A 25,539-nucleotide genomic window follows, 5' to 3' on the forward strand; every position below is an offset into this window, starting at 1 on the left:
CCGCACCAAAAGGTTTGTTGGGTCCCGCAGAATCCATGAGGGTCAGGGCGGGAAAACACGCGAAGCCTATATTCACCGCCATGATTTCCGAAGTATGCGGGGCAGCGATCGAGTGCTTCGGCTTGAACCAGGAATTATGTCAAAGAGCGTAAATAGTTACTAAGCAAGCGGCAACCCAGAAAGTTGGGTTATCGACCATTTCGCCTAGAACCCAGCCAAGGGCTGAGAAGATGATGGTGCGTGGATGGTTCTTTGCCAAGTCGCCAACACGTTCAGCGACGTTTTTGATGAAGAGAAATCGTTTTGTTTCGGGGAGGTGTTCTGCGAAATCTAGTAGTCGCTCTTGCGCCTCCAGTGGCAGGTCCGTTGCTGTCATTGTCATGCGTAGTCTCCTTTTTGTTCCCAACGCCGCCAGCACGCACGGCTTTGTCGTGAATATGAAATCCATCACTTGAGAAAACACCAGTCTCCCGGAAAACACTCGCCACCTCCCTCTGGAACTTTCCAAAAGGCTAACGAATAACCTGACTGGGCTTCAAGTCGACAACTCGTCGATAATCGCGAAATTAAATTTAAAACAACACGTTACATGACGCCGATGGGCTATACCCCAGAAACTAGTGAGCGAGCACAACAAAAACGCCCGCCCTCACCAGAAAAGGCGAAAGCGGGCGTAACATTTCGGAATATATCACCGCACGAAAGCGACAAGGAATTCCATGTCAGGGGCTTAAACCAGCCGGATAAGCATTGGACCGCTCCGGGCGGGGGGAGATGATAAGGGTTTGAGAGCATGCTGACGCGAGATTTTTCTAATGATCGGCCTCATTTGGAAAAAGATGAGCATGCTTATCCTGCTCAAATGGAAAACGTCAAGATTGATGAATGGTTTTTCCTCGGAGTCCTCGACGCCTTGAGCAAAGCTGGCGGTTCTCAGTTCCAGAAACCTTGGCTTTGACAGCCCGGCCCTCAATTGTCCTTGAACACCTCGTCAACATTCTTGGCGTCCAGGATTCGTTCGGCCCACAGGTCAAGCTGTTCAGGCGTTGCGTTGCGGAGGCGTTCCTGGACGTCCATGTCCGTGATGCTTTTGCCGAAGCGTTTGGTGAAGAGGCGTTGGATAATGGCTTGGCGTCCTTTTACCTCACCTACAAATTCCCCTTCGACACGGCCTTCGACACGGCCTTCGACACGCCCTTCGTCACGGCCAAGATTCTTGATGTATTGTGCGAGCATGGCGGTCTCCTCGTTTTCCATGATGTCGGCGCAGATGGCCTCTTGTTCTTCCGGCTGTACCTGGGCGTAAACGTCAATAAATTCTGTATATTTTTCAAAAAGCAACCGTGATGCCAGTTGATAGAGGCCCAGGTAGGCGTGGCGCAAGACTTCGAGTCGTTCAGATGGCGGGTATTGCATTTTGGGCATGAGGATTTTGGCCACCGGGTTGTTCACACTGTAGTAATCTTTGGCGTGAAGGGCAAACAGTTTCAGATGGACGTACTCAAAGTGGAGAAAAGTTGTTCCGGCGAAAATGCTCTCCAGCTTGCGGGGTACGTCTTTGCGCCAGGCTTTCCGGTCAGTGAAGAGAACCGTGGGAATAACCACGGCGTCCGGGTGGGCTTCCATCAGGTCCGTGGCGTAGCGCAGCAGCCTGTAGATGGAGAACTTCTCCTTGTCCTCCTGGAACTCCACCAACCAGAGCAGCAAGGCTCCACGAGCAAACCGGAACAGGATCGGCATGTCCAGGGCCAAGCCGGAGTCAGATAAGCGATGTTTGCGCGGTTCCTGGCGGACAAAGGTAATCTCCTGTAGCTCGCCGTACTGTTCCAGAGCTTGAGGGTAGAAAAGTTCCAGAGACTCACGCGGGAAGTCCAGGAAGACGTTTTTGAAGTTATGGTCGTGGGATTCCTGGGGCATAGCGTGGTTGGTCAGCCTGGCTCCTGCCTACGAAGCTGTCTTTGTTAATGGTCAGCGTATCCAGGCGGATATGCTTCAAAACCTTGTCCGGGAGGTAGTTGGCCAGGAAGTTGGCGGCGACCTCCCAAAGGGCAGGCGGGTTGCCTGCTCCACGCCTCTGGTTGGGGCTCATGGCCAGGATTCACGAAATTACAGCTCCGACTGTTATAGCTGGAACTATAATAGCTGGGACAATAACACCTCGCCATGCATCAGACAACGTGAATATTGGTTGGGAATCTGGCAACTTCTGTTCAGCTTATTCTTGCTCGCCTCCTTAGCGTGCATCAGTATCTGCCTTCTGAAGCGCCCCTATTTACTCGGCCTTCTTGGCCCGGGTGGATTTCTTGGCCGCGGGCTTTTTTGTCGTGGCTTTCTTGGTTGCCGTTCGTTTCGGAGCCGGTTTGGTTGAATCCGAGGGAGTTTTTGAAGCAGCTTTTGAGGCGGCTTTGTCGGCAGCCTTGGTCGCGGCCTTCTTGGGCGTGGGTTCGGAGAAGTCCGGAAGCGGGCCTTCGGTTTCCTCGAAGTCCTCGGCCACCGGGATGAAGTGGCGGCACTCCTTGACCGGGCAGGACAGGTAGTTGCCGCGCTTTTCCGTGTGGCGGCGGAGCATGATGGGGAAGTCGCACTTGGGGCAGGGCTGGGCCACCGGGGGGGCGGGCATGGCCGTGGTGCAGTCCGGGTAGCGGCTGCACGAGAAGAACATCTTGCCGAAGCGCGAGCTGCGCTCCACCAGGTCGCCGGTGCAGCCATCAGCCGGGCAGGGCACCCCGGTGGAGTAGGATTTGGTGTACTTGCACTTGGGGTAGGAGCCGCAGGCGTAGAACCGGCTGCCGGTGCGGGCCTTTTTCAGGACCACGTCCCCGCCGCAGTCCGGGCAGGTGCCGACCTTGACCGCCTCTTCCTTGGGCAGCTTCTCGATGGTCTTGATCTTTCCGGACTCGTCCCGGGTGAAGTTGCCGGTGAACGAGCAGTCCGGATACCCGGAGCAGGCCAGAAAGGCTCCGGCCTTGCCGAACTTGATCACCAGGGGCTTGGCGCATTCCGGGCAGGGCATTCCGGCGTCGATCCCGCCCTTCACCGCGGCCATGTCCTTTTTGGCCTTGTCCAGGACGGGATAAAACTCGCCCGTGAACCTGCGCATCAGCTCCACCCAATCCTGGCCGCCCTCGGCCACCTGGTCCAGGGATTCCTCCATCTGGGCCGTGAAATCCACGTCCATCAGCCGGGTGAAATGCGCGGTCAGTTGATCCGTGACCACGTAGCCCAGTTCCAGGGGCACGAAGTGGCGCTCTTCCTGGGTGACGTACTCCCGGTCCAGCAGGGTGGAGATGATCTGGGCATAGGTGGAGGGCCGGCCGATGCCCTTTTCTTCCAGCTCCCGGATCAACGAGGCCTCGCTGTAGCGCGGCGACGGCTGAGTGAACTTCTGTTCCTTGAGCAGTTCCTGAAGCCGCAGTTCCTGCTTCGGGGTCAAGGTGGGCAGTTCCTGGTTCTTATCCGCCTCCCCTCCGCCGTAGACCTTGAGATAGCCGGGAAAAATCAGCCGCTCGCCCTTGGCCCGCCACTGGGTGTGGGCCGCGGCCACGGTGATGGTGGTGTCCCAGAACCGGGCCGGGCTCATCTGCGAGGCCACGAAGCGGGTCCAGATCAGCTTGTAGAGCTGGTACATGTCCCGGGGCAGATAGGCCTGGAGCATTTCCGGGGTCAGGGTCACGTCCACGGGCCGGATGGCTTCGTGGGCTTCCTGGGCGGATTTGCGGGACTTGAAATAGCGTTCCTTTTCCGGGCAATAATCCGGTCCGTAGGATTCCAGGATCAGCTTGCGCACGTCCTTGATCGCATCCGGCGAGGTGCGCACCGAGTCGGTCCGCATGTAGGTGATCAGGGCCTGGATGCCCCGATCCCCCAGCTCCACGCCCTCGTACAGGCGCTGGGCCAGGGACATGGTCCGTTTGGCCGGATAGGAAAAGCGGCGGCTGGCTTCCTGTTGCAGGGTGGAGGTGATGAAGGGCGGGCCGGACTGACGCTGCCGTTCCTTTTCATCCACGGCCTCCACCACGAAGGGCGCTTTGGAAACCGCGGCCTCCAGCTCTCCGGCCTGGTCCGCGGAGCCGATGTCCGGCTTTTTGCCGCTCACCTTCCACAGGTCGGCCTCGATCACCGCGGCGCTCTTGTCCGCCAGTTTGACCTTGAAGACCCAGTATTCCTTGGGCTCGAAAACCTGACGCTCCCGCTCCCGGTCCACGATCAGGCGCAAGGCCACGGATTGGACCCGGCCCGCGGAGATGCCGCGCTTGACCTTCTGCCAGAGCAGCGGCGAAAGCTTGTAGCCCACCAGCCGGTCCAGCACCCGCCTGGCCTGCTGGGCGTTGAACAGATCCAGGTTCAGGGTCCTGGGATGCTCCAGGGCCTCGCGCACGGCCCTGGCCGTGATCTCATTGAACTGGATCCGCTTGATCCGCGGATTGGCGTCCTTGATCAGTTCGGCCACGTGCCAGGCGATGGCCTCGCCTTCCCGGTCCGGGTCCGGGGCGAGATAAATCTGGTCCGCCTGGGCCGCCAGTTTCTTGAGCTGGGCCACGACCTTCAGCTTGCCGGGAATCACCTCGTATTCCGGGGCAAAATCGCCCGTTTCATCCACTCCCAGCACCTTTTTCGGCAGGTCGCGAACGTGACCCACCGAGGCGCTGACCTCATAATCCGGTCCAAGAAACTTCTTGATGGTTTTAACCTTGGCCGGCGACTCAACGATGATCAAATCTTTACTCATAATGCGCAGGGCAAATACCCATCCCTCGGCCCCATGGCAAGCCCCCCCCGCCATACCCTCAGGGCCTTTTTGTTCTCGAACTGCGGTAGCTCTGTATCGATATCGAAATCGTAATCGAAATCGATTTCTGGCAACTTTCCGATTTCGATAGCGATTTCGATTTCGATGGGTGTCGCCCTTCCCTGGGGAGTCCTCATGAACACCCTGCAACCTACAATCATGAAATCATTGAAATTCTACAGAGAACAAAAATGCCCCCGCCATACCCTTTCCCGGGCGGACTTGTACTCGCTTTCCTCCCGCTGTCTGAATCGGTATCGAAATCGAAATCGTGATCGAAATCGGACGTCATGTCCAAGAAGACGAGTTTGTCACGGGATGATGCGTGGAATTCTTCGATTTCGATTGCGATTTCGATTTCGATGAGAATGGATTTATCCACCATCCTCTTTGGTCGGGGGATGACAGCGAACCCGAGAGCGGATAGGTTCACACGGCTGTCTTGCCCCATCTCAACGAATCCCTGGAGAATACTCATGAAAATACTGATCACCGGCGCCGCCGGATTCATTGGCTTCCATACCGTCCTGCGCCTGCTGGAGCAGGGGCACGAGGTGGTGGGCCTGGACAATATCAACGATTATTACGACGTCCGGGTCAAATACGGACGACTGGCCCACTCGGGGATCGCGGAGGCCGACATTGCCGTGAACCGGACGATCCAGAGCACGATCCACCCCGGCTACCGCTTCGTGCGCATGAACCTGGAGGACGGGACCGGGCTGATGAACCTGTTTGCTCAAGAGAAGTTCGACCGGGTAATGCACTACGCGGCCCAGGCCGGGGTGCGCTACAGCCTGACCAATCCCCACGCCTACATGCAAAGCAACTTCCTGGCGTTCCTGAACCTGCTGGAAGCCTGCCGCCATCACCCCGTGGAGCACTTCGCCTTCGCCTCCAGTTCCTCGGTCTACGGGCTGAACCAGACCATGCCCTTTTCCACCCGCCACAACGTGGACCATCCCATCAGCCTCTACGCGGCCAGCAAGAAGTCCAACGAGCTGATGGCCCACACCTACAGCTATCTCTACGGCCTGCCCACCACGGGACTGCGCTTCTTCACCGTGTACGGACCCTGGGGCCGTCCGGACATGGCCCTGTTCCTGTTCACCAAGGCCATTCTCGAAGGCCGGCCCATCGACGTCTTCAATCACGGCCAAATGCGGCGCGACTTCACCTATGTGGACGACATCGTCGAGGGCGTGCTGCGGGTGATCCACCATGCGCCCCAGGGCAACCCGGATTGGGACGGGACGGCCCCGGACCCATCCTCATCCCCGGCCCCTTGGAAGGTCTACAACATCGGCAATTCCCAGCAGGTGGAACTGATCCGGTTCATCGAAGCCCTGGAAGAAGCCCTGGGCAAGAAGGCCGAAAAGAACTTTCTGCCGCTTCAGCCCGGCGACGTCCCGGCCACCTGGGCCGACACCGCGGACCTGGAGCGCGGCCTGGGCTACCGCCCGAACACTCCGGTGCGGGTGGGCATTCAGCGCTTCGTGGACTGGTATCGGGATTTTTTCCAAGTCTGATCCGGCCAGGTATCTGAAATCGGTATCGAAATCGAAATCGTGATCGAAATCGAGCGTCATGCCCAGGCAGGCGACGTAACCACAGGGTGATGCACTACATTGTTCTATTCCGATTTCGATTCCGATTTCGATCGCGATTTGGATTTTGATGTGAGCAGATTTGCCCTGGGGTCACGAACGCGGAGAGTCACTTATGACGGAAACATATGACATCCTGGTGATCGGGGCTGGTCCGGCGGGCTATGCCGCAGCCCTGGAAGCCGCGGCCCTGGGCAGGTCCACCGCGCTGGTGGAACGGAACCTGCTCGGAGGTACCTGCCTGAACCGGGGCTGCATCCCCACCAAGCTCTTCCTCGGAGCCACGGCCCCCATTCCCGCCATAGCGGCTCAGTCCAGGCTGCGCCTGGGCCAGGGGAGCTTCACCGCGGACATGGCCGCCCTGCAAAAGCGCAAGACGTCCCTGCTCGCGGCCACGCGCCAGGCCATGACCAAAACGCTGGAAACGGCGGGAATACGGTTGATCTCCGGGGAAGCGGAACTGAGCGGGCCGACCCAGGTCTTGGTGCGAACGACGGACGATACGCAAACCCGGGTCGACTTTCACCGCCTGATCCTGGCCCTGGGCTCGGCTCCATCCTGGCCGGAACTCCTGACCCCGGACGGCGAGGCCGTGCTCAGTTCGGACCACGCCCTGGACCTCTCGACCGTCCCGGTGTCCCTGATCGTGATCGGGGCCGGGGCCATCGGCCTGGAAATGGCCCAGTTTTTCCAGCGCATGGGTTCGTCCGTGACGCTGATCGAAGCCGCCGAGCGCATCGCCCCCACCGAAGATCCGGAAATCTGCGCCCAACTGGCCTCCATGCTCAAGCGCCAGGGCGTGACCGTGCGGGCAAACGCGACCGTCTGTGCGCTGGAACGAACGGCGGAAGGAATCCGCGTCCGTCTCGGTGCGGAAGAGGAAGTGACGGCATCCAAAGTGCTGGTGGCCGTGGGCAGAAAGCCCAACACCCACTTTCCGGGACTGGAAACGATTCTCCCAGCCAGGAAGAAAAACGCTCTGGAAGTGGACGAGAATCTGATGCTCAGCGAGCATATCTTTGCCGTGGGCGACTGCAACGGCATGACCCTGCTGGCTCATGCCGCCGAGGACCAGGGCCGGTTCGCGGCCCGGTACGCCGCCGGAAAGATCTCCGGCCCCTACGCGCCGGGTCCCATCCCGTTCTGCATCTACGGCGATCCGGAGGCTTTCCGGGTCGGCCCCACTCTGGAGGAGACTCGAGCCAATGGCTTGTCCTGCACCGAATCCAAGGCCCAGCTGGCCGCCAACCCCGTGGCCCAGGCCGCGGCGGCGCCTCACGGCCTGGTCAAAGTCCTTTGGCACGACGATACCGTGATCGGCGTCAGCGCCGTGGGCCACGGCGTGCTGCACCTGGTCACGACGGCCACGATCATGGTCGCCCAAGGCTGGAGCCGATCCCAGGCCGAAAACCTGATCTTCGCCCACCCCACCCTGGATGAAACGCTGCGACACGCCTTGCTGACGACCCCCCAATGACCCCGTCCTCCACAATTTGGATCTCAAGGCCATGTTCCGCACGCTGACTCCCCTGGTCCTGGCGTCCGGCTCACCACGGCGAAAGGAACTTCTCGCCAGTCTGGGGCTGGATTTTTCCATCCACCCGGCCTTGGCTCCCGAACCTGCCTTCACTCCCGGAACTGACCCCGGGGCCTTTGCTTTGGATGCTGCCAGGGGCAAGGCTCGTGAAGTGGCTGAAATGCATCAGGAGGCCGTGGTACTGGCCGCGGACACCATCGTGGTGCTGAAGGGAGATGTACTGGGTAAGCCGGAAGATACACGGGAGGCCCTGGCCATGCTGGAACGGCTGGCCGGGCGGGAGCATGTGGTGATTACGGGCTGCTGCCTGCTGGATCCAAAAAACGCCGATGAGCAACATTTCGCCGTGCGGACCACCGTGTGGATGCAAAACTTCGGGCCGGAGGTTCTAGCCGCCTACGTGGCCACGGGAGAGCCCATGGACAAGGCCGGGGCCTACGGCATTCAGGAGCGGGCCGCATGCCTTGTGGAGCGCATTCAGGGCTCCTACACCAACGTGGTCGGACTCCCGTTGGCCGAGGTGGTCCAGCGCCTGCTAAACCGCTCGATCATTACTCCGCACCGCCCTTGAAAATGCGGTCTCGGCCCGCGCACGCTCTTCACTCTTCACCTCTTGCCCCCTTCTTCCCCACCGGCGCGAGGTAGACCGCGAACTCCTCCTCGCCATCCACGCCCAGCAGATGATCCATTTCTTCCTGGTCGTAGGCCGCCACGGCGCACGTTCCGGCCCCCACGGCCTCGCAGGCCAGATAGAGATTCTGGCAGACATGGCCCGCGTCCAAAAGAATAACCCGATGGGCGGTCAGGCCGTAGCGCCACTCCATGCGTTCGGGAATGCAGGCCCAGACAAAGGTGACCGCGGCGCGGCCTAAGAATTTCTGACCATAGGCGGCCCGGGTCAGCGAGGACTCCATGTCCGGCACCTCCCGGACGTGGACCAGTGCGTGGTCCAGGGGCAGGTAGCGGTACAGCCCTGGCGCCAAGTCCACAACTCTATTGATGAACAGATACGTTTCAAAACTGTGCCGGGCCCCGGCCGAGGGCACTGTGCGCAAGGCCGTGCCCTGGCCGAGCATCTTGCGGATTCCCTGGGTGGCCCAAAGCAGAAAGGACAGCTCGACCAGGTTTAATTCCTCGCCGGAATACCTGCGTCGACTCTCCCTCTGGGCAATGGCTTCGATCAGAGGCGTACGCCCCATTGCGTCCGGCCATTGGTCAGGAGTGGACAGCGTGACTTTCCGAGCTTCGAGAGGAGCCGGTATCTGTACCGGGGGCGGAGTGAGCCCCAGATTTTGGGCGGTCCTGGAAAAATCCGTCTGCTTGCGCAGGTGGTCGGTCAAAAACAGGCGATGGGCCCGCAAGCGATCATCACGCATCGACTTGCTCCTCCGTCACTGACGCATTCCCTCCAGCCGACTCATCCAGCAAGGCCCACAGTCTTCTCTCCAGTTCCTCCAGCCCCGTCCCCTCCAGAGCGGAAACCAGCATCAATCCGGGCCGATCCCGTTCAGCCCGCTTCCGCAACCAAGCCAGACGATCCTCGGGCCAGAGGTCGATCTTGTTCACCACCAGCAGTTGCCGCTTCCGGCTCAAGGCCGGGTCGAAACCGGCCAATTCCTCGTCCAGCAAGGTGTAACCGGTCCAGGGCTCTCCCTCCTGACCATCTCCCGACGATTCGGGCCCGGCGATCTCCTCCACGCTGAGAACATGCAGCAGAAAGCGGGTCCGCTCCACGTGCTTCAGGAATTTGTGTCCCAGCCCGCGCCCTTCATGGGCCCCGCTGACCAGTCCGGGAATATCGGCGAGCACGAGCCGTTCGCCCTGCTCGCCCTGCATCACGCCCAGATTGGGGGACAGGGTGGTGAACGGATACGGGGCGATCTTCGGACGGGCCGCGGACAGGGCGGAGATCAGCGTGGACTTGCCCGCATTGGGCAACCCGATGATCCCCACGTCGGCCAGGATCTTCAGTTCCAGCCGAATCCTCTTTTCCTCCCCGTCCTCCCCCGGTTGAGAGAACCGGGGCGTGCGCATGGTGGCGGACTTGAAATGGGTGTTGCCCTTGCCGCCCCGACCGCCCTTGGCCAGGACGATGGTCTGGCCCGGAACGGCGAGATCCACGATCAGACGGCGCTCTCCGTCCTCACCCACCTCGAATAGCTGAGTCCCCAGCGGAACATCCACGATCAGGTCCTCGGCGTCCGCGCCGGCCCGTTCCCGGCCCGAGCCGGGCTGGCCGTTGCGGGCCTCATAGACTCGTCTGAGTCGAAAGTCATACAAGGAGAGTAACTTGGGTTCAGCCCGAAAAATGACCCCTCCACCCCGACCTCCGTCCCCGCCATCCGGACCGCCCCTGGGAATATATTTTTCCCGCCGAAAGGACACGCATCCATGTCCACCGTGGCCGGAGCGAACGGTTATTTCCGCTTCATCGACAAATCGCATGAGTCACCTTGCTTGATGGTTCTTCGTCGCATGGACTCTCGTCAGGAGAGGTCGCGACGGGTCATTATTTCTTGAATATCCAACGGTTCGCCGCGATGCGGCGCGCGGACCAGGTTCAGGGCGGCTTGCGGACACTTGGGGATGCAGACCCCGCAGCCCATGCAGGCGACGGCATTCACCTCCCACTCCTTGTTCCGTCGCTGAATGGCCCGGAACTGGCACTGCTTGGCGCACAATCCGCAATCAAGGCAGAGTGTTCGGTCCATGACGCAAACGTACCCGGACGAGGCCAGCATGGGCGTCCCGCCCCGGTGGGCCCGCAGGGCACCGCAACAACAGGAGCAGCAGTTGCAGATGGCGTAAAACCTGCCGAGCATCACGTCCTTGAAAAAGGCATGGTGGACGTGGCCCCGGTCGTGTTCCGCCTTGAGGATCTCCTGGGCTTCATCCTGGGTGATCCACCGGCTTTTATCCGGATGGTGCGCGGCGATGAACCCGGCAAAGGGCTCTCCCACGATCAGGCATACGCCCACCGGGACGCAGGGATTGGGGCTGGAGGCCCGACACGGGCAGTCCAGAGCCAGGATATGGTTCGGATGCCGCAACACGATTTCCCGAGCCGCGGCATACGGGACGACCTGCTCCAGATCGCCGAGGTCGATGTCCCGGTTCACCGTCACCAGTTTTCGGGCATGGTCCAGGAGGAGCACCTTGCCATGATAGGTGTCGGCAAAAGTCCTGCGCCCAGAACTCGGTGGCCCAGGTTGACCAGCCGCGGGTTTGGGCGTTCGAAACAGCAAGCTCAAAGGCCTGAGTGCCCGAGCCAACGGATGTCGCCCGGTGCCCAAGGCGATGTACAGCTCTGGCCAACGACCGTAAACATACCCGTGCAGCCACTTCCAGATCGAATAGTCAGGCCTGGAGACAAACTGATCGTAATAGGCGCGGGTAGCGGGGTTGCGTAAAAAAAAGCGTGACAGCATATGGAAAGACGAATGCCTGGACGTGTCTTTAGGCCGTATCTTTTGTTCCGGTGTGGGTGAACGCATCCGGATGCATCTTATAAAAGCGGCCCATGTCCGCCGCGATCTCCCGGCCGCACGGACAGGTCAGCTTTCCGTCCCGCTCTTGGACCTCGAACCGCTTGCTGATCCGGGTTTTATGGCAACGCAGCACCTTGCCCGGCCCGATCTTTTTGTACTTCCACAGCTTGGCTTTGCAGCCGGAACATTTGATGGTCAGCACGGCGGTTTGATTCAGACGTGCCCAGCTATACGTGGCGCGTGAGTTGAGACGAGGGAAGTCAGGCGGTTTCGGGCTCCGCGGAGTCAAAGGAAACCTCCACCACTAACGAGCCTTCGCTAGTGGTAAAGGGAATGGACAGGATCGGGGATGAGGTGATGTGGCTGATCTTGTGTCCCTTGCCGATGATCACCGTGGGAGTGGAGGCTTTGAGGGTCATGCCTTCCTTGACCAAGTCCTGACGAGCCTGTCCGGCGATCATGTTCGTCAACTCGCCCACGGCGTCCGCGATTTCATCGTTGATCTCCGTATAGTTCTCGGCGAGCATGTTGTTGACGACCTTCAAAATCACCGCCTCTTCCAGGGTCAACGACATCACCCCGTCGGCGGACCCGGAAATGGCAATGGTCCCGGTGACGTCGCCCACGGCGGATCGCTTGCGATTGATGTACGGTTTGCCGGGTTGGGCCTTCACCGAGGCCATCATGCCCAAAACGCCGACAACAGCGTCCAGGAACGGATTGATGATGCCGACATCGAAGCGAACAGCCATGAGCGCAAAAGGGGGAATGGCGGCCGACTAAAGCAGCACGGCCGTGATTTCCTCGAAGTGGGCGTCATGCATGTCCATCAGCTTGGACAAAAAGTGCGCGTCCAGCTCCAGGAGGTTCCAATCTTCCTGCGTCATTCCGGGCAATGCATAGAAACCGCCGGAGGATATTTCCGCGACATTGGCCATGATGTCAGCGAGCTGAATAATCGCGGCCTCTTTCCTGGATGCGGCCACGTCCGGGGCATGATGGTGGCGGATGAGATCCTTCAAGGCTTTTGGAAAACCCCACTCGGCCAGCAACACCCCCCCCACGTCGGCATGGTTATAGTCCAAAACGGTGTTTTCGGCCTCCACCAGGGGAACCATGTCGCTTCGAGCCAGAAGCAACGCTTCAACCGACGCGTAGGCCATGTTTTTGAAAATGATCAACCGACCGACATCGTGCAGCAACCCGGCGGTGAAATGGCGCTCGGAAGGCAGCTTCAATTTGGCCGCGATCAGTTTGGCGAACACGGCGCAACGCAGGGAGTGTCGCCAAAACGTACGCATGTCCATCAACTCAGGGGGAATGTTCTTGAAATAGTTGATGGTCGAGATGCCCAAGGCCAGGGTGGAAATTTCCTGAGCCCCGACCAGGGAGACCGCACGGGAAACGGAATCAACGGTGGCGGTGAACCCGAAAAAAGGACTATTCACCAGCTTGAGCAGCTTGGCTGAAAATCCTACGTCCGTGTTCACCACGTCGGCGATGTCCCGAGCCGAACTTTTGGGATTGTCCAGGACTTCCCGAATCTTGAAATAGATATCTGGAAACGAGGCCAGACCGACCTCATGGCGGACGATTTGCGCGGCGTTGCCCACATCCTTGATGAACTCGTCGGAAAGGTGCTCCACGTTCTTGGCCCGCAGCGCACTTTCACAAGGCATCTCCCACCCGCTCGCCACGGCAGCGGCCGTACGTTTCACGGCGATGGAAAAAAGGCTTTTCAGCGCTTCATGATCCGGATCGACATATATGAAAAAATTTCGAACATGACGCTCCGCCTGACGCACGACCTCGGCCTCGAAGTTCATGTTCACGGGCAAACGTACGTACGCGGCGGAGAGGCCGATTTTCTTGAGCAGGCCAATCTGCTCATCACCGAGCAATGTGCCGGACTCCAGAAGGATACCCCCGTCCACCCCCGGAACTTTTTTCGCCAATATCATGCCGGGAAGGAGATATTCCGTGCAGACTCTGATCACAGCCAACCTCCGTTGCGGTAAGAAATCCGAGCGAATCGCATCACGCTTCCTTTCTGTACACGATTCCCCCGGGCTTGATCAGGGGCTTGAAGGCGCGAGAATGCTTGTGAATGGTTTCGGAGTGGCCAAGCACAAGGTATCCCCCTGGCAGCAAATTGTCGTAAAAACCGGCGATGACTTTTTGCTTCATGTCGTCGTCAAAATAGATGATCACGTTGCGACAGAAAATGATGTGCGACCGCGGCACGCGCTTCACGGCCAACTTGTCGTTCAGATTGATCAGCCCCAGAGAGACGAGCTTTTTCACCTTGGGGTGGACTCTATAACCGCTGGGCTCTTTGGAGAAATACCGGTCGACGATGTCCTTTGGCGTGGTCCGCAAGGCGTGCTCGCCGTACAAGCCGTCCCTGGCCCTGGCGATCATGTCCGGGGAAAGGTCATTGGCCGTAATCCGTATCTTCCACCCGATGATGGACATGCGCAGGGCCTCGTGCAGCATGATTCCCAGGGTATAGGGCTCTTCGCCGGAGGAGCAACCGGCGGACCAAATGTGCAAATCCTTCCCGTCTGACTTGCTACGCTCCTCCAGCACTTCCTTGAGCACATGCTTTTCAAAGACGTCCAGTTGCTTGAGATCCCGATAAAAGCTGGTTTCATTGGTGGTAATCTTGGAAAAAAAGTATTTCAGCTCCTCGTCCTTATTCGGCCCGCGCCGCAGGAGCATCGTATATTCGCCGTAACTGCGCAGACCCAGTTCCGAAAGCCGCGGGCCAAGACGATTTTCGAGGAGATATTTGCGCCGCTCCGGGATGTCGATACCGGCAAGATCATAGATATATTGGCGCAGTTCAGCGAACTCCTTGGCGCTGATCGGCGGCGACTGCCGCAGATTCAAGGTGCTTGGTGTGCTCAGAGCCATGGAACTTTCTCGATGATTGAAGATGAGCGAGGGAGAGAAAACAATCCCACTCAAGGATTTTTTAAAGGAAAATAGCAAACCCCGGCACAAAAGAAAAGCAGGGAGAAAAAAAAAGTGCGGACTCCGGAGTCCGCACTTTTGAAAACCTTACCGCACCATGCCGGATAATCGCACGATGCCCGAAGGAATCGCTCGGCCTAACTCGCGGGAACGATGTTGATCCTGGTCTTGACCTTGCGTTGCCGGGTGTAGCGCTCGAACTGAACCACGCCGTCGGTCAACGCAAACAGGGTGTAATCCCGCCCCATGCCGACGTTCTTACCGGGATGAAATTTGGTCCCCAACTGGCGGACGAGGATATTGCCGGCCAATACCTGCTGGCCGCCGAAGCGTTTCACACCTCGACGCTGACCCGCGCTGTCGCGACCGTTTCTGGAGCTTCCTCCAGCCTTTTTATGTGCCATGATGCTCCTCTCTGACTAGGCCTGAATAGATTTGACCATGATTCGGGTGAATTCCTGACGATGCCCCTGTTTTTTGCGGGAATCCTTGCGTCGCCAGAACCGAAACACGATGATTTTCTTGTCCCGCCCGTGCTCCAGGACCTCACAGGCCACCTTGGCTTCCGGCACGTACGGTTGTCCGGCGGCGGCTTCATCGCCGTCGCCAACAAGCAAAACCTTGTCCAGGAAGACTTCCGCGCCGGGTTCGGCGTGAATTCTGTCGACCTTGAGGCTCGCTCCCTCTTCCATGCGGTATTGTTTCCCGCCTGACTCCACGATTGCATATTTCATTATCGGCCTCCCAAATGCAGAAACAGCCCTCATATGCGAAACACTTTCGCATCGTCAAGGGCTTTTTTCGATGTTCACAAGATTTTCTTCACCCCGGACGCCATGACAAGCCTCCAGAAACACCTCCATAGAGACCTCGACTCAGGCTCTGGCTAGAACAATCAGGTCGACGCGCGTCGCTCCACACCGCTTCAACTCTTTGGTCGCGGCTCGGACCGTGGCTCCGGTGGTCAGGATGTCGTCCACCAACAGCACGGATCGGCCCCGGGCCAGGTATGGATCGCCCTGAAAAGCCCCGGCTAGGTTGCGCATGCGTACGGCCCTGGGCAGGGTATGCTGGGGCGGCGTATCGCGCACCCGAACCAAGACCTGGGGTTCCAACCGTCCGTACCGGCCTCCGAACTTACCGCGGGCTAAGCCACGGGCCAATTCCAGGCTCTGATTGAATCCACGCCTTCGCAGTCGTCGAGGGTGCAACGGTACGGGAACGATCAGGTCATGGCCGGAGACGTCGCGATATTCCAGCGAGCGGCGAAGCAAGCCATGCAACACCTCGCCCAGCCCAAGCTGGGCCTGAAACTTGAAACGCAACACCAGAGCCTTGAGGCGTCCTTCGTACGCCCCATAAAAAAAGGCATCCTCCCAGGGCGGCGGGGTGACCCGGCAATCCAGGCAAATCGTCGCGGGCCCCGAAGAAACACGAAAGATCAGACCGCAACGAAGACAAAATCCCCCGGTCCGTTGCGGGAGTTCCGCTCGGCAGACGGCGCATGTACCGAGCCCATCACTCGAATCGTCGCCGCAAGCTCCGCTCCCTCCTGGAGCATCCACGTCCGCAAGAACTCCGCAAACCGGACACCGCCGCTTCAGCGCTGGAAAGCCGGATCGGAAAAAGCCCGCGGCAACGTCACGACACAGGCTCACGACATGCCGAAGCGGACTCAGGCCCGATTCTTTTTGACTAAATTCGTCCATGCTTCCCGACCCGCGGCAACCAATTCCTCTCCAGCCTGGGGATGCATGCGTAAATCCTCGGATGCATCAATGCCGCGAAAGGCATGGTGTTCCTGAATGGTGAAATTGAAGGTGGTGAGAAAATATTTCAGCGTCAGCAACGCCCCTTCGAACAATCGTTCTCCCTGACGCCGACCGGCCACCAGGTTGACCACCGCCGGACGTGAAGGAAGCTTCTTAAGCAGCGGATCCCCCCGTTCCCAGCGTAGATAGTAAGATTGGCTGCGATCAATCCAGGCCTTGAACTGAGAGGGCAGGTGGTAGAAGTAGATGGGCGCGGCGATGAAGAGCATCGGCGCGGCCAGCAAAGCCTGGAACAGGGGCGAACTTTGATCCCTGGCGGTCAGAAAGCACTCTCCCCGCGGATCCTGTTCGCAGCGGATGCAGCCCAGACAAGGATGAACTGTGTAGTCCCTAAGATAAAACAATTGCCCGCGCCCACCGGCCTGACGCACCCCCTCCCGAAAAAACTCCGCGGCGTTGTCGCTGTTGCCTCCGCTGCGCGGACTGCATGAAAAAATCGCCGGGGAGGTAAAGTCGCCAACGGCGTAGGGCGCGATCTCCTCCATGGAGTCGACGGGATGAACCGCCTCCCTTTCTCCATTGGCCATGAAGGCTACTCCTCAAAAAACGGGTTGGTTCGCTGTTCTTCCTGGATGCTCGTGGCTGGACCGTGCCCGGGATAAACCGCCGTCTCCGGCGGCAAGGTGAACAGCCGGGAGCGGACCGCGCCAAGCAACGTCTCCAGGTCGCCACCGAAAAAATCCGTCCGTCCGATGGACCCGGCGAAAAGCACGTCGCCCACGAACACCGCGCCCAGTTCCGGGAAATAAAAGGACAGGCTGCCCGGGCTATGCCCGGGAGTGGCCAACACCTTGCATTCCAGCCCGATCAGGGACAACTCTCCCTCGTTGATGGGCTCGTACGCAAAGGTCTCCACCTTGGGCATCCCCATGTAGTTGCCGCCGCCTATTCCGCTGGCCAGTAAAGGGATGTCCTTTTCAGGGACGCGAATGGGAGCTTTGGTGGCCAAGTGCAGCGCCTGGTTCCCGTAGAGATGGTCGAAATGGAGATGGGTGTTCAGAATCAGCCGGATCTGCAAATTCTTGGACGCCGCGAAATTCAGAACCGCGTCCGGGGCCCCGCCCGGATCGACGACCAGGGCCTCATTGCCGTTGATCACGAGGTAGCAGTTGGTTTGCAGGGGACCCAGGGGAAAGGTATGCACTGAAGTCATTTACAAAGCCTCCAAAAGAAGTTCTTCCAAGGGACGCCGCGAGGAGCCAGCGGCGGCGTCAAGCCGCGAGGACGGCTGAGCCGGATGGCCCAGGGCGATCACGGCCATCAGCCGGTACTCCTCGGTGCCTAGTTGGAGCGCCTCCATGACTTGATCTTCCTGATTGATGATTTCGCCCAGCCAGACCCCGCCCAGCCCCAGACCGTGAACGGCCAGGAGCAGGTTCTGAATACAGGCCCCGGCTGCCTGATTATCCTTGCCTTCATGATACATGGCAGGCTTGTACAGGAATACGACGATCAAGGCTTGGGCCTCGCGGACGATGTGGCCGTACTTCGTCAATCCGGCCAACGCCGCTTGCCGGGGATCTCCGGCTCGGACGACCAAAAAGCGCCAGGGCTGGTTGTTCAACCCGCTGGGCGCCCAGCGTCCGGCCTCCAGAATCCGTCGAAGATCCTTGACATCCACGGGCCGATCCGTAAATTTTCGCACGCTGCGCCGCCCCAGCAGGGCCTGAAAAACGCTCATTTCGGCATGTTCAGCGGACATGACGATCCTCCGTGACAAAGCCACAAGAAGCCGGTTTGTTCACTTCTTGCGCCGTTTTTCCTGAATGCGCTGGGCCGTGTACGCGCCCAACCCGCCACAGATAACCCCAAGAAAAAAAGCCCGGCCCATGTCGTATCCGAACCACACCGCCATCAAGCCGATGGAGCCCCCGATAATCGCGCCGCGAATCAAGGGATGCAGGCCTTTTTGCGAATCATGTGTCATATTGCACCACCGTTTTGTTTTGAATAGCCATACAATCCATCCCCCGAACTGGCAACCGTCTTGAAAAAACACTTGTCGCGCCGAGCTTGACCAGCGACCCATTCTTGGACGACTATAGGTCTTTTATCTTTGGACGGATAGCCGAGGAAACTTGCCGCCGCACAGATCTTCAAAACCACCCATGACGCGCATTACATCAGATTTCGACAACCACGCCGCCCAAGGTGCGACTTCTTCCGACGCCTCTCTTCCAGACGGTGCCCGAAACCAACGACTGACAAATTTCTTATTTGAAGTCGGCATGTTACGAAAGACGCCCCGCACAGGCTACCAGTTTTTGGGCTCCGGCCAGGAAAACGTCGCCGAGCACTCCTTCCGGACCACGGTCATCGCCTATGTCCTGGCCTCGCTGACCGGGGCGGACATGGGGCGAACCATGGGTATGGCCCTGTTCCACGACCTTCACGAAACCCGAATCGGCGACTTCAACTACGTCAATCGAATATACAACAGCCGCAACGCCCTGCTGGCTCTGGAACACGCCCTCGAAGGGACAGGCCTGGACGAAGTGATCCAATGGTGGCACGAACTGGAAGGCGAAAACACCCTGGAGGCCCAGCTGGTTCACGACGCGGACCAGCTTGACCTCATCCTGAATCTGAAGCAGGAACAGGACCTGGGCAATCCTTACGCCGCCAAATGGATCGACTGCGCCGTACCGCGGCTGCGCACCGACGCGGCCAAGGACTTGGCCGAGGTCATCCTGCGTACGGACCACACGGACTGGTGGTTCACCGGTCCGGACCCATCCTGGTGGAGAAAATGAAAAAGAAAGAAGTCGGAATACAGGAGTCGGAATCCAGAATGCTGAAACCGATCGCCCTACTCCGTCTTCCACCTTCAACCTTCCGACTCCTGTGTTCTGAATTCTGAATATTGCCCTCCCATGACCCAACTCCTTTCCTCCCTCGGCACCGTCGCCCTGAACGTTTCCCGGGAAACCGGCCGGATAATGCTGCTCTTGCTGGAGGCCTTGGGCTGGCTGTTCCGTCCGCCCTGGCGCTGGCGACTTTTTTTCAAGCAGATGGAATTCATTGGCGTGAATTCAGTGTTCGTGGTCGCCCTGACCTCGCTGTTCACCGGCATGGTCCTGGCCCTGCAAACCTACTACGCCTTCCGGATGTTTTCCGCCGAGACACTGGTCGGGGCCACCGTGGCCCTGTCCATGACCCGTGAATTGGGGCCGGTGATCACTGCCTTGATGGTCACCGGACGGGCCGGGTCGGCCATTGCCGCGGAGATCGGCACGATGCGCGTCACGGAGCAGGTGGACGCCTTGTCCGTGATGGCCATCAATCCGGTCCAGTATCTGGTTCTGCCGCGGATAATAGCCGGGGTGATCATGGTCCCCTTGCTCACCGCCCTGTCCGACTTCATCGGCGTGCTGGGCGGATATCTCGTCGGGGTCAAAATGCTGGGCATCCACGGGGGGATCTTCATGAACAAAATATACGAATTCGTGGAACTCAGCGACATTTACAACGGGTTGATCAAGGCGGCCTGCTTCGGTTTGATTCTCACCTTGGTGGGATGCTACAAAGGCTTTTACACCAGAGGCGGCGCCGAGGGTGTGGGCCGGGCCACCACCCAGGCCGTGGTCCTCTCCTCCGTGTTGATTCTGACCTTCGACTACGTGCTCACCGCCCTCATGATGTAGCATGGCGACAAACCGACATGACCGCTGAACCGATCATCGAACTGCGCCAAGTTCATAAGAGCTTCGGCAAGGAGCACGTCCTGCGCGGCCTGGACCTGGCCGTGCCCAAGGACTCGGTCAGCGTGATCATCGGTCGCAGCGGCGGCGGCAAAAGCGTTTTGCTCAAGCACATCATCGGCCTGATGCGCCCGGACCAGGGCCAGGTGATCATCGACGACCAGGACATCGCCCGAATGAGCGAACGGAAGATGGCCCCGATCCGCCGCAAATTCGGCATGCTCTTCCAGGAATCAGCCTTGTTCGACTCCATGAACGTGGAGGATAACGTTGCGTTTCCGCTTTTGGAGCACACCAGTAAAAGCCGCCGGGAAATCCTGGACATTGTGGCGGACAAGCTGACCGCCGTGGGTCTGAAGGACAAGGGACACAAGCTCCCGTCGGAACTTTCCGGCGGGATGCGCAAGCGGGTCGGCCTGGCCCGGGCCCTGGCCCTGGATCCGAAAATCGTTCTCTTCGATGAGCCGACATCCGGACTGGACCCGGTCATGGCAGCGGCTATCAATGAACTGATAGTGCGTACCCAATCCGAGTTCAAGGCCACCTGCGTGGTCATCAGCCACGACATCCCGGCGGCCATGAGCACCGGACACAAGCTGTTCATGCTCTTCGACGGACGAATCATCGCCCAGGGCACGCCGGACCAGATCCGGGACTGGGACGACGAAGTGGTCCAGCAGTTCATCCACGGTCGGGCCCAAGGGCCGATCAAAGTCGTTTAATTATCTTCCATGGAGCAGAGATCGTGAGATCCGGAGCAGAAATCAAGGTAGGCGTCTTTGTCCTGATCGCCCTCGCGGCCTTGGCCTACATGACCCTGAAGGTGGGCACCGGCGTGTTCGTGCCCAGGGACAGCTACGAGGTGGACGTCTTTTTCGACAACGTCTCCGGTTTAAAAACCAATTCGCCGGTGGAAATCGCCGGGATTGAGGTCGGTCTTGTCCAAGCCATCACCCTGGATGAGAACCGAGCACGGGTAACCCTCCAGTTGTTGCCCAACGTCCAGATCCGCTCCGATGCCGTGGCCACTATCCGCACCCGAGGAGTGCTGGGCGACAAATTCATCGAGATTTCGCCCGGCAGCGATCCGTTTCCCCGTGTCGAAACCGGGGAGCGGATCGCCCGGGGCGACACCCCGGCGGACCTGGACCAGTTGTTCACCAAGGTCGGTGAAATCGCCGACGATATCCGCGTCGTTGCCCGTAGCGCGGCTAGCGTCTTCGGCGGAGAACAGGGTGAGCAGGACCTGCGTTTAGCCTTCCAAAGCCTGCGCGACGCCGCCACGGGCCTGAACGAGATGGTCCAGGCCAACGCGGAAAGCGTTGAATTCATAGTCCGTAATTTCCGCGATTTTTCCACGGACCTACGGGACATCGCCGGGACAAACAAGGAAGGCATCGACCGGATCGTTGCCAACCTGGAAGTCGCCTCCGGCCAACTCAAGACCACCCTGGAGCAGGCCGGAGGAGTGCTGGCCCGCCTGGAGTCCGGCGAAGGCCCACTGGCCAAGCTGATCAACGATCCGGAAATGGGTCACGACCTGCGGGAAACAGTTGCTTCCCTGGAAAGCGTCTCTCGAAAAATCGACGAAGGCCAAGGCACCCTGGGCAAGCTGATCAACGAAGACACCACGGCCCAGGAACTGGACAAGGCCCTGGAAGGCCTGAACAGAATCCTCACCAAGCAGGACCAGTTCCGGACCTCCGTGGACTTCACCAGCGAGTACCTGGCTCGCCACGGCGAGACAAAATCCGCCCTGACCCTGCGCCTGCAACCGGCGGAGGACAAGTACTACCTGCTTTCCGTGGTGGACAATCCTCGCGGCCGCCGGGAAAAGACCGAGACCTTCACCGAACGTTGGGTGAACGGGGAGCGGACCACGATCCGGGAAATCGAAGACAAATACCGCCAGAGCAAGATCACCTTTTCGGCCCAACTTGCCAAACGCTGGGACAACTTGGTGCTGCGCGGCGGCCTGATCGAGAGCACCGGCGGCGTGGGTCTGGAATACTATCTCTGGGACGACCGGGTCCAACTGCTTTTCGAAGCCTTTGACTTTGATCCGGACGACAACCCGCACCTCAAGGCCGGAGCCAAACTTTATTTCCTGCGCAACTTTTACGCCAGCCTGGGCATGGACGACTTCATCCGATCGGACCGCCGCTCCTTCTACGCCGGACTCGGCTTCTACTTCACGGACGAAGACCTGAAATACCTGCTCACCAGCGTTCCGGTACCCGGAAACTGAACCGCTCAGTGACGGATTCAGGGCGGTTCTTGCCGTTTTCTTGGTTGATAATCTTGACGATCCCGGACGGCTGGCCAGGAATGTCGCGTATGCCACTGCCTGAGTAAGGCCACGGGCACGAAAGCCCAAAGCTCCACAACTCGGGATGATCGCCCGGAACCGATTGGAATCCGTCTCAACGGCAAGCCAACCTCACTTCCTTCATGCCCTCTTCCAACTTCACGACATACGTCTTTCTCCCGCCCATGGCCAAGATAAGCGGCGGGTTGGCGGTTCTGCTGCAAGTAGCGGAGCACTTGGAGCAAAGCGATTTTCCGGTACGGGTGGTGCGCAGGGAAGGAGGACGCCCTACCTTGCCGGAGAGGTTCCGGGTTCCGGTGATGGAATGGGACCAACTTCAACTAAGTGGCGATGATGTCTGGCTGGTTCCCGAGGGGTGGGCCAACGCCCTTACGCCAGGTTTGCGGGCTGGGGCGAAGTGCGTGGTTTACGTTCAGAACTGGGCGTATCTTTTTTCCAGCCTGCCTCAAGGCGTGTCCTGGAAAGATCTGCCCGTCTCCCTTCTGGCCGTTTCCCGCCCGGTGGCTTGGTTCATTAAGCAAGCCTTGGGTCGGTCAAGCTTGGTGGTGCGGCCTGGCATCGATCGATCCCTGTTTTATTCTCCGGAGCGGAAACCGGACGGTCCACTGCGAGTGGCCTTCATGTCACGTAAGAACAAAGCCCTGGCTGAACTGATCCGGGACTTGTTTGCCGCCCGAAATCCGGAATTTTCTACCGCGGATCATATGATTTGGACCGACATTCAAGGCCGATCCCACCCAGAAGTCTCCAAGCTATTGGCCCACAATCATATTTTCCTGTCCACCGGCTTTCCAGAAGGCTGCCCTCTGCCCCCTTTGGAGGCCATGGCTTGCGGCTGCCTGCCCGTGGGCTTCTCCGGATTCGGAGGGTGGGAGTATATGACCCCCATCGGAGAAGCAGGTGGGGAAGATGAAGAACCATGGCGTCCCTGGTTTCCAGTCCCAAATAACCCATGGCCGGGCAACGGCTTTTGGGTCCCGGACGCCGATGCCCTTGCCGCGGCTCTGGCCCTGGAACAGGCCGTCCACATCTGGACGAATAAAGGACCAAAGCTGGATCAAGCGCTCCGAGCAGGGCAGCTTACCGCCGATGCCTTTGCTCTGGAAGCCCAACGCGAACAAGTCCTTGATGCGTGGTCGAAAATCAAATCGTGGGAGACTTAAGAGCGGAACGGACGATGATCCCGCGCCGCTTCAAACCAAAGAACCGGCCTTGCTTGGTCAGTGGATAGTGTTGCAGCCGGTGGTCTGAGTTTCCAAGGTCTGAACCAAACGGTCCATCTGCCGGCCCACCGGGCTCTGGCGGGACATCTCCCGCTCCACCTGGGTAATGCCCTTGATCACGGTGGAATGCTTGCGATTGAAGGCTTCACCGATATTTTTCAAGGACAGATCAGTGTGCTTCCGGGCGAGATAAAAAATCGTATTCCGAGCCAGGACGTTTTCCTTTTTTCGGCTCTTGGTCCGCAGACTACCATGAGAAAGATTGAAAGACCGGCAAATGAAGGCGATAATTTTCTCCAAATCCGGCTTGGGCGTATGAGGCGCATAGTTTTTTAACACTTCCAGGGCCAAGCCGTGGGTGATGCGCTGATTCATCAGACGAGCCTTGATCACCAAATTTTGGAGGCAATTTTCCAGCAAGCGGATATCGCTCTGAATGGAGTTGGCGAACAACTCGTTCACATCATGGGGGATCTGAACCTGAAACACACGGGCTTTGGCCTCAAGGATGCGCATTCGGGTTTCGAAGTCGGGTTTGTCAATCACGGCCATGAATCCGTCACAGAACTGCGACGCCAGGAGACTGTCCAGCTTGGGGAGTTCCTTGGGAAGAAAAGAACTGGTAAAAACGACCTTTTTTCCGGCACCTCGCAAGGACTTGACCGTGGCCAGCAGTTCTTCCTGGGTCTTTTCCTTGCCCTGAAGGAAATGGATGTCCTCCAAAAGCAAAACGTCCACCCCATCCCGAAAACCGGCCTTGAAACTCTCCATCTCTCGCTGCTTCAAGGCCATAACCATCCTGCAGGCGAAATCCTCGGCAGTGAGATACGCCAACCTGACCCGTCCCTGCTTCGTACCGCCATTAGCCGTCAACTCTTGGCCGATGGCTTGAAGCAGATGGGTCTTGCCAAGACCAGGCGCGGAACAAAGATAGAACTGATCCGTGACCAGCTGATGGCGACAAATGCTCCGGGCAGCGCTAAAGGCCAATTCGTTGCTTGGCCCTACCACGAAGTCCCTGAAAGAAAATCGCCATCTTCCGGTATCAAACCCTGCGCCGTCTTCGGTCGAATTTCCGGTCATCCGAACCATGGGCACGGGAGCGGAGACCGGAAGAGGAAGGGCGTGCTGGCGGTCCGCGGACACGGAATGCCGGAGAGCACGTTGGGGCACGGAACGCTCAACACGTCCGTCCCGGCCTATAGAAGTTCCGGAGACGTTCACGGGGATTGTCGATGATGCCATTTCCAAGGATAGTGTGTCCGTTCTCCTTTCGATGAACTCGGATGTATTTTGCAAGGCTATCTTTGGCGTTTTTGTCGGTATTTTCTCGATTCCATCAAACGGAGCACAATCGATCCGCACGGGTAGCTCCCGGTTTGCAACTTGACGTACTGCCTGTTCGATGACCCCCAAGTATCGATTTTTGACCCATGAGGCCACGAACCCATTGGAGGCGGCGAGGGTCAATCCGTCTTGATCCAAGCGAGCTTTCAAAGGCGTCAGCCAAGCCCGAACATGGATTGGATTAATTGATTTTTCTAAAATTTCAAGGGATTTTTTCCAAACGACGCTCATGGGTTTGCTACTTACACCGGTTCGGAAAATTGCTGCAACCAGCGTATCAGCCATTTTACTTTTCAGCGATCAACTTTTCCACGAACAATTAATACACCGAAATAGCTGTTAAAATTAATCGAGACTCTCCTAACCTACTAGATATTCGAAGAGAATCAGCGCCCAGACCATTTCCTGATCCAGCTTGGCTTTATGCGCGTCAAGAGAAAAACTAAAATCCTATAAAGTCCATAAATCAGCAAAAGTCACTTTTTTTCTTCATATTCCTTCTTTAATCTAGACAACTGTTACGGATGGTTTGCCAGTTTTTCAACAGCAGAGAATTTGGTGCACATGCGTTGTCACAACGTCTTTAATGCACCATGGTTATCAGACGCAAAAACGCCCGCTTAGTTATCTAAGCGGGCGTTTTTGTTTTGAGAAATGATCTGGCGGCGTCCTACTTTCCCACGATTAGGACCGCAGTATCATCGGCGCTG

29 protein-coding genes and 1 pseudogene are annotated in these 25,539 nt (G+C 58.5%); 9 read left to right on the forward strand and 21 right to left on the reverse strand.

The window, feature by feature from the left end; genetic code table 11:
• Positions 1–139: 139 nt before the first annotated feature.
• Entirely contained in the window at positions 140–382 is a 243-nt protein-coding gene (locus GY33_RS0100005) for a hypothetical protein (RefSeq protein ID WP_031385364.1), read from the reverse strand.
• A 411-nt stretch (positions 383–793) separates the two neighbouring features.
• Here GY33_RS0100005 and GY33_RS21170 point away from each other — a divergent pair, with 411 nt between their 5' ends.
• Entirely contained in the window at positions 794–958 is a 165-nt protein-coding gene (locus GY33_RS21170) for a hypothetical protein (protein ID WP_153304570.1), read from the forward strand.
• Positions 959–969: 11 nt separating this feature from the next.
• Here GY33_RS21170 and GY33_RS0100015 read toward each other — a convergent pair whose 3' ends face one another.
• The 4 genes from GY33_RS0100015 to GY33_RS0100030 form a co-directional block, all read right to left on the reverse strand.
• Entirely contained in the window at positions 970–1,917 is a 948-nt protein-coding gene (locus tag GY33_RS0100015) for an RpnC/YadD family protein (RefSeq protein WP_051822123.1), read from the reverse strand.
• Positions 1,892–2,089, reverse strand: a complete 198-nt coding sequence (locus GY33_RS21875) for an Rpn family recombination-promoting nuclease/putative transposase (RefSeq protein ID WP_407637349.1) — start codon at positions 2,087–2,089, stop codon at positions 1,892–1,894. Before GY33_RS21875 ends, GY33_RS0100015 begins: the two co-directional genes overlap by 26 nt.
• 183 nt (positions 2,090–2,272) lie before the next feature.
• Complete coding sequence (gene topA / locus GY33_RS0100020; protein WP_084184674.1) at positions 2,273–4,729, reverse strand: type I DNA topoisomerase; 2,457 nt, start codon at positions 4,727–4,729, stop codon at positions 2,273–2,275.
• A 217-nt stretch (positions 4,730–4,946) separates the two neighbouring features.
• A complete protein-coding gene (locus GY33_RS0100030; protein WP_031385369.1) occupies positions 4,947–5,267 on the reverse strand; it encodes a hypothetical protein in 321 nt (106 codons plus the stop codon).
• Between GY33_RS0100030 and GY33_RS0100035 the strand changes: the two genes are divergently transcribed.
• The 3 genes from GY33_RS0100035 (at position 5,266) to GY33_RS0100045 (ending at position 8,504) form a co-directional block, all read left to right on the forward strand.
• The gene (locus GY33_RS0100035; RefSeq protein WP_031385370.1) at positions 5,266–6,318 is read left to right on the forward strand and encodes an NAD-dependent epimerase; all 1,053 of its coding nucleotides are present in this window, start codon (positions 5,266–5,268) and stop codon (positions 6,316–6,318) included. The two genes, GY33_RS0100030 and GY33_RS0100035, sit on opposite strands and share 2 nt — an antisense overlap.
• 193 nt (positions 6,319–6,511) lie before the next feature.
• The gene (locus GY33_RS0100040) at positions 6,512–7,873 is read left to right on the forward strand and encodes a dihydrolipoyl dehydrogenase family protein (protein ID WP_031385371.1); all 1,362 of its coding nucleotides are present in this window, start codon (positions 6,512–6,514) and stop codon (positions 7,871–7,873) included.
• A 31-nt stretch (positions 7,874–7,904) separates the two neighbouring features.
• Positions 7,905–8,504, forward strand: a complete 600-nt coding sequence (locus GY33_RS0100045; protein WP_031385372.1) for a Maf family protein — start codon at positions 7,905–7,907, stop codon at positions 8,502–8,504.
• Positions 8,505–8,532: 28 nt separating this feature from the next.
• Here the strand turns inward: GY33_RS0100045 and GY33_RS0100050 are convergent, their stop codons facing one another.
• The 14 genes from GY33_RS0100050 to GY33_RS0100115 all read right to left on the reverse strand — a co-directional run bounded on the left by GY33_RS0100050 (position 8,533) and on the right by GY33_RS0100115 (position 18,156).
• On the reverse strand, positions 8,533–9,309 hold the full coding sequence (locus tag GY33_RS0100050; protein ID WP_031385373.1) for a SagB/ThcOx family dehydrogenase: 777 nt from the start codon (positions 9,307–9,309) through the stop codon (positions 8,533–8,535).
• Positions 9,302–10,378, reverse strand: coding sequence for a GTPase ObgE (gene obgE, locus GY33_RS0100055; protein WP_035270825.1), 1,077 nt, complete (start codon positions 10,376–10,378; stop codon positions 9,302–9,304). Before obgE ends, GY33_RS0100050 begins: the two co-directional genes overlap by 8 nt.
• 41 nt (positions 10,379–10,419) lie before the next feature.
• Entirely contained in the window at positions 10,420–11,361 is a 942-nt protein-coding gene (locus GY33_RS0100060; RefSeq protein WP_031385375.1) for a P-loop NTPase family protein, read from the reverse strand.
• 28 nt (positions 11,362–11,389) lie between these two features.
• Positions 11,390–11,623, reverse strand: a complete 234-nt coding sequence (locus GY33_RS0100065; RefSeq protein WP_031385376.1) for a hypothetical protein — start codon at positions 11,621–11,623, stop codon at positions 11,390–11,392.
• Between the two features lie 58 nt (positions 11,624–11,681).
• Positions 11,682–12,173 carry a chemotaxis protein CheX gene (locus tag GY33_RS0100070; RefSeq protein ID WP_031385377.1) on the reverse strand — a complete coding sequence of 164 codons (492 nt, stop codon included), beginning with the start codon at positions 12,171–12,173 and terminating at the stop codon, positions 11,682–11,684.
• 27 nt (positions 12,174–12,200) lie between these two features.
• Positions 12,201–13,418: an HDOD domain-containing protein gene (locus GY33_RS0100075; protein ID WP_031385378.1), complete on the reverse strand. Its 1,218-nt coding sequence runs from the start codon at positions 13,416–13,418 to the stop codon at positions 12,201–12,203.
• 40 nt (positions 13,419–13,458) lie between these two features.
• Positions 13,459–14,337, reverse strand: coding sequence for a CheR family methyltransferase (locus tag GY33_RS0100080; RefSeq protein ID WP_031385379.1), 879 nt, complete (start codon positions 14,335–14,337; stop codon positions 13,459–13,461).
• Between the two features lie 197 nt (positions 14,338–14,534).
• Positions 14,535–14,801, reverse strand: coding sequence for a 50S ribosomal protein L27 (gene rpmA, locus GY33_RS0100085; protein WP_031385380.1), 267 nt, complete (start codon positions 14,799–14,801; stop codon positions 14,535–14,537).
• Between the two features lie 15 nt (positions 14,802–14,816).
• Positions 14,817–15,131: a 50S ribosomal protein L21 gene (gene rplU / locus GY33_RS0100090; RefSeq protein ID WP_031385381.1), complete on the reverse strand. Its 315-nt coding sequence runs from the start codon at positions 15,129–15,131 to the stop codon at positions 14,817–14,819.
• Between the two features lie 141 nt (positions 15,132–15,272).
• The gene (locus tag GY33_RS20165) at positions 15,273–16,106 is read right to left on the reverse strand and encodes a ComF family protein (protein WP_084184675.1); all 834 of its coding nucleotides are present in this window, start codon (positions 16,104–16,106) and stop codon (positions 15,273–15,275) included.
• Positions 16,073–16,756 carry a flavodoxin family protein gene (locus GY33_RS0100100; RefSeq protein ID WP_235185416.1) on the reverse strand — a complete coding sequence of 228 codons (684 nt, stop codon included), beginning with the start codon at positions 16,754–16,756 and terminating at the stop codon, positions 16,073–16,075. The genes GY33_RS20165 and GY33_RS0100100 overlap by 34 nt, the downstream gene beginning before the upstream one ends.
• A gap of 5 nt (positions 16,757–16,761) precedes the next feature.
• Positions 16,762–17,382: an MBL fold metallo-hydrolase gene (locus tag GY33_RS0100105; protein ID WP_031385384.1), complete on the reverse strand. Its 621-nt coding sequence runs from the start codon at positions 17,380–17,382 to the stop codon at positions 16,762–16,764.
• Positions 17,383–17,931 carry a nitroreductase family protein gene (locus GY33_RS0100110; RefSeq protein WP_031385385.1) on the reverse strand — a complete coding sequence of 183 codons (549 nt, stop codon included), beginning with the start codon at positions 17,929–17,931 and terminating at the stop codon, positions 17,383–17,385. It lies immediately after the preceding gene.
• Between the two features lie 39 nt (positions 17,932–17,970).
• Positions 17,971–18,156 carry a hypothetical protein gene (locus GY33_RS0100115; RefSeq protein ID WP_031385386.1) on the reverse strand — a complete coding sequence of 62 codons (186 nt, stop codon included), beginning with the start codon at positions 18,154–18,156 and terminating at the stop codon, positions 17,971–17,973.
• Positions 18,157–18,457: 301 nt separating this feature from the next.
• Here GY33_RS0100115 and GY33_RS0100120 point away from each other — a divergent pair, with 301 nt between their 5' ends.
• The 5 genes from GY33_RS0100120 to GY33_RS0100140 all read left to right on the forward strand — a co-directional run bounded on the left by GY33_RS0100120 (position 18,458) and on the right by GY33_RS0100140 (position 23,422).
• Positions 18,458–18,982 carry an HD domain-containing protein gene (locus GY33_RS0100120; RefSeq protein WP_235185417.1) on the forward strand — a complete coding sequence of 175 codons (525 nt, stop codon included), beginning with the start codon at positions 18,458–18,460 and terminating at the stop codon, positions 18,980–18,982.
• A gap of 120 nt (positions 18,983–19,102) precedes the next feature.
• On the forward strand, positions 19,103–19,873 hold the full coding sequence (locus tag GY33_RS0100125) for an MlaE family ABC transporter permease (RefSeq protein WP_031385388.1): 771 nt from the start codon (positions 19,103–19,105) through the stop codon (positions 19,871–19,873).
• Positions 19,874–19,890: 17 nt separating this feature from the next.
• Positions 19,891–20,652: an ABC transporter ATP-binding protein gene (locus GY33_RS0100130; protein WP_031385389.1), complete on the forward strand. Its 762-nt coding sequence runs from the start codon at positions 19,891–19,893 to the stop codon at positions 20,650–20,652.
• Positions 20,653–20,675: 23 nt separating this feature from the next.
• Positions 20,676–22,178 carry an MlaD family protein gene (locus GY33_RS0100135; protein WP_235185418.1) on the forward strand — a complete coding sequence of 501 codons (1,503 nt, stop codon included), beginning with the start codon at positions 20,676–20,678 and terminating at the stop codon, positions 22,176–22,178.
• A gap of 203 nt (positions 22,179–22,381) precedes the next feature.
• The gene (locus tag GY33_RS0100140; protein WP_031385391.1) at positions 22,382–23,422 is read left to right on the forward strand and encodes a glycosyltransferase family protein; all 1,041 of its coding nucleotides are present in this window, start codon (positions 22,382–22,384) and stop codon (positions 23,420–23,422) included.
• Between the two features lie 57 nt (positions 23,423–23,479).
• Here GY33_RS0100140 and GY33_RS0100145 read toward each other — a convergent pair whose 3' ends face one another.
• Positions 23,480–24,727, reverse strand: coding sequence for a DnaA ATPase domain-containing protein (locus tag GY33_RS0100145; protein ID WP_235185419.1), 1,248 nt, complete (start codon positions 24,725–24,727; stop codon positions 23,480–23,482).
• A 156-nt stretch (positions 24,728–24,883) separates the two neighbouring features.
• Positions 24,884–25,114: pseudogene (locus GY33_RS21880) on the reverse strand (DnaA N-terminal domain-containing protein); the annotation flags it as partial.
• Positions 25,115–25,539 lie beyond the last annotated feature (425 nt).

It is taken from the genome of Desulfonatronum thiodismutans, from assembly GCF_000717475.1.
GTDB lineage: Bacteria > Desulfobacterota > Desulfovibrionia > Desulfovibrionales > Desulfonatronaceae > Desulfonatronum > Desulfonatronum thiodismutans.